The sequence below is a fragment of the Candidatus Streptomyces philanthi genome (genome assembly GCF_059553635.1).
Map to the genome: position 1 here is coordinate 1 of NZ_JCANQV010000410.1, position 4,006 is coordinate 4,006.

The following is a 4,006-nucleotide window of genomic DNA, read 5'->3' on the forward strand; positions in this document are numbered from 1 at the left end:
GGCCGCGGCGGAGCTGGCGGCCGCTGTCGGTGCCGCGTTGGACAATGTGCGGGTGCACGCGGGGGCGGGAGCCCGCGCGTGGATCCTGGTGGAGGACGAACCGGACGCGGTGCTGGTGACGGTGCGTGACGACGGCCCCGGCATCCCCGAGGGGCGGCTCGCCGACGCCGAGCGCGAGGGCCGCCTCGGTGCCGCCCTGTCGATCCGCGGCCGCCTGCGGGACCTGGGCGGCAGCGCCGCGTGGGTCTCGGTCCCGGGCCAGGGCACGGAAGTGGAGTTGACGGTCCCCAAGGGGGTACGCCCCCGGGGCGGAGAGCGGGGGGAACGATGAGCGCGGACACGCGGCAGGCCGTGAAGGTGATGGTGGTCGACGACCACCCGATGTGGCGCGACGCGGTCGCCCGGGACCTGGCGGCGGCCGGGTTCGAGGTGGTGGCGACGGCCGGGGACGGGCCGCAGGCGGTGCGCAGGGCACGGGCCGCGGCGCCCGACGTCCTGGTGCTGGACCTCAATCTGCCGGGGCTGCCCGGTGTCGAGGTGTGCAAGGAACTGGTCGGCGGCGAGAGCGCGTTGCGGGTGCTGGTGCTCTCCGCGAGCGGGGAGCACGCCGATGTGCTGGAGGCGGTGAAGTCCGGCGCCACCGGCTATCTGGTGAAGTCGGCGAGCACCGGGGAACTGGTGGACGCGGTGCGCCGGACGGCCGAGGGCGACGCGGTGTTCACCCCGGGCCTGGCCGGTCTGGTGCTGGGCGAGTACCGCAGGCTGGCCGGCGAACCGGCCCCCGCGGCCCCCGGCGGACCGGACGCCCCGCGGCTGACGGAGCGGGAGACCGAGGTCCTGCGGCTGGTCGCCAAGGGACTGTCGTACAAGCAGATCGCCGAGCGGCTGGTCATCTCGCACCGCACGGTGCAGAACCACGTCCAGAACACCCTCGGCAAGCTCCAGCTGCACAACCGCGTCGAGCTGGTCCGCTACGCGATAGAGCGCGGGCTGGACGAGGCGTAGGGCCCGTCGTGAGGCGGGTGGGGGTCCGGTGGCGGGCCCTGGACCGCCCGGACGCTCGTACGGGTGAACATCTGGTCCCAAGTCACCGGCCTCCCGGGTGAGTTGGCGGTCGACCCGTCCCGGAGTGACCCACGTCACCCTTAGCGTGGCCGCGTCGGTTCATCCGTGGCCGCGCGCCGAGCCGCGCGCGGCCCCTGACGGGACATAGGTGAGAGCGATGCGGGTCGGAGTGCTGACCGGCGGCGGTGACTGCCCCGGTCTGAACGCGGTGATCAGGGCCGCCGTACGCAAGGGCACCCAGGAGTACGGGTACGACTTCGTCGGCTTCCGGGACGGCTGGCGCGGACCGCTGGAGGGCGTCACCGTCCCGCTGGGCATCCCCGCCGTCCGCGGCATCCTGCCCCGCGGCGGCACGATCCTGGGCTCCTCGCGGACCAACCCCTTCTCCGCCGCGAACGGCGTACGGCGCATCAAGGAGACCCTCGCCAAGGAGGAGGTCGGCGCGCTCATCGCCATCGGCGGCGAGGACACCCTCGGCGTCGCCGCCCGGCTCCACGACGAGTACGCCATCCCCTGCGTCGGTGTCCCCAAGACCATCGACAACGACCTCTCGGCCACCGACTACACCTTCGGCTTCGACACCGCCGTCGGCGTCGCCACCGAGGCCATCGACCGGCTGCACACCACCGCCGAGTCACACATGCGGGTCCTGGTCGTCGAGGTGATGGGCCGGCACGCCGGGTGGATCGCGCTGCACGCGGGCCTGGCCGGCGGCGCCAACGTCATCCTCATCCCCGAGCAGCGCTTCGACGTCGGGCAGGTCTGCGCCTGGATCGAGTCCCGCTTCCGGGTCCGCTACGCCCCCATCGTGGTCGTCGCCGAGGGCGCGATGCCCAAGGACGGCGAGATGGTGCTCAAGGACGGGTCCACCGACTCCTTCGGGCACGTACGGCTGTCCGGGGTGGGGGAGTGGCTGGCCAAGGAGATCGAGCGGCGGACCGGGAAGGAGGCGCGGACGACGGTCCTCGGCCACACCCAGCGCGGCGGTACGCCCAGCGCCTTCGACCGCTGGCTGGCCACCCGGTTCGGGCTGCACGCCATCGACGCGGTGCGCGACGGCGACACCGGCAAGATGGTCGCGCTGCGCGGCACCGACATCGTCCGGGTGCCGCTGGCCGAGGCGACCGCGCGGCTGAAGACCGTCGACCCGGCGCTCTACGCGGAGGCGGGCGTCTTCTTCGGCTGAGCCCCGCGCCCCCGGTGCCGTCCGTGACCGCGTCCGCCGTCCGGACGGCACCGTCGCGTCGGCGGCCGTATATTCGGCCTGAGCCCATAGGTGGACCAAGGCCGCTTGCCGGACTTGGCACTCATGACGGGAGCAAGCGTGGAAATCGTGGCATTCGGGGTGCAGACCGATGAGCGACCGCTGCTGGAGAGGGCCTTCGCCGGACGGCACCAGATCCGCTGCCTGGACGTCTTCCTCGACCGCGACACCGCCCCCATCGCCGCCGGTTACGAGATCGTCTGCGCCAGCGTCAACTGCGACCTGGACGCCGAGGTGCTCCAGTCCCTCGCGGCCGGCGGCACCAAGATGATCGCCCAGCGGTCCACCGGCTACAACAACATCGACCTCCAGGCCGCCGCCGACCTCGGCATGACGATCAGCCGGGTCTCCCACTACTCCCCGTACGCGGTCGCCGAATTCGCCTGGGCGCTCGCCCTGGCCGTCAACCGCCGGCTGGTCCGCGCCGCCCAGCGCACCCGCTCCTTCGACTTCCGGCTGGACGGCCTCATGGGCCGCGACCTGCGCGGACGCACCGCGGGCGTGATCGGCACCGGCAAGATCGGCGAGGCGTTCACCCGGATCGCCCACGGCTTCGGCATGAACCTGCTCGGCTGGGACATCGCCGAGAACCCCGCCTGCACCGCGCTCGGCATGCGCTACGCCGACCGGGCCCGGCTGTTCGCCGAGTCCGACCTGATCAGCCTGCACGTCCCGCTGGTGCCCGAGACCCGCCATCTCGTCGATGCCGAGGCACTGGCCGCGATGAAGGACGACGCGATCCTGGTCAACTCCAGCCGCGGCGGACTCGTCGACACCGCCGCCCTCGTCGAGACCCTCAAGGCCGGCCGGCTCTCCGGCGTCGGCCTGGACGTCTACGAGGAGGAGACCGGGCTGTTCTTCTTCGACCGGTCCCTGGAGATCGTCCAGGACGACACCTTCGCCCGCCTGATGACCTTCGGCAATGTCGTGGTCACCTCCCACCAGGCGTACTTCACCGAGGACGCGGTCGGCCAGATCGTCGACGCCACCGTCGCCAACACCGAGGACTACCTGGCCGGCCGCACCGGGGAGAACACCCTCGTCACACCAGGACGCCGGCCAGCAACCGCGCGATGATCCCGGTGCCGTCCAGCGTCAGCACCGACTCCGGGTGGAACTGCACCCCCGCGAACCCGGGACCGCGCAGCGCGTGCACCTCGCCGGTCGCCGCGTCCCGGCTCAACCCGATCCGGTGCAGGGCCAGTTCCTCCGCGGTCGCGTCGTCGCAGCGGGCGGTGAAGGTGTTGTAGAAGCCGACCGTCTCCGGCCGACCGAAGAAGTCGATCCGCTCCTGCGCGCCCTGGAACGGCACCGTCTTGCGGACGATCTCCAGACCCAGCTCCGCCGCGATCAGCTCGTGCCCCAGGCACACCCCGATCACCGTCCGCCCCGCGCGTCCCCCGTGCGCCCCCTCGGACCCGAGCGGACGCCCGGCGATCAGCTCGGCGGCCAGGGAACGCAGCAGCCGCATCTTGGGATCGGCCGCGTCACGGGGGTCGCCCGGCCCGGGGCCCAGCACCACCGGGCCGTCGTGCGCCCGTACCGCCTCCCGCAGCCCCGGCTCGTCGTACCGCCGCACCGTCACCTCCAGACCCGAGGTGCGCAGCAGATGCGCCAGCATCGCGGTGAAGGTGTCCTCGGCGTCGACCACCAGCGCGTGGCCGTGTGCCGCGGAGT

General features: G+C 72.7%; 5 protein-coding genes. 4 read left to right on the forward strand and 1 reads right to left on the reverse strand.

All coding sequences use genetic code 11. The features are described 5' to 3' along the window. The 4 genes from AC51EU_RS27955 to AC51EU_RS27970 all read left to right on the forward strand — a co-directional run. Positions 1-331: ATP-binding protein (locus AC51EU_RS27955; protein WP_496269874.1), on the forward strand; the 331-nt coding region annotated here is incomplete at its 5' end. Further along, positions 328-1,005, forward strand: coding sequence for a response regulator (locus AC51EU_RS27960; protein WP_496269875.1), 678 nt, complete (start codon positions 328-330; stop codon positions 1,003-1,005). The genes AC51EU_RS27955 and AC51EU_RS27960, both read left to right, overlap by 4 nt. Before the next feature lie 217 nt (positions 1,006-1,222). Next, positions 1,223-2,251, forward strand: coding sequence for a 6-phosphofructokinase (locus AC51EU_RS27965; protein WP_496269876.1), 1,029 nt, complete (start codon positions 1,223-1,225; stop codon positions 2,249-2,251). 138 nt (positions 2,252-2,389) lie between these two features. Further along, entirely contained in the window at positions 2,390-3,406 is a 1,017-nt protein-coding gene (locus AC51EU_RS27970) for a 2-hydroxyacid dehydrogenase (RefSeq protein WP_496269877.1), read from the forward strand. Here the strand turns inward: AC51EU_RS27970 and AC51EU_RS27975 are convergent. Next, on the reverse strand, positions 3,372-4,006 hold a 635-nt coding region (locus AC51EU_RS27975; protein WP_496269878.1), incomplete at its 5' end, for an aminodeoxychorismate/anthranilate synthase component II. The genes AC51EU_RS27970 and AC51EU_RS27975 overlap by 35 nt on opposite strands.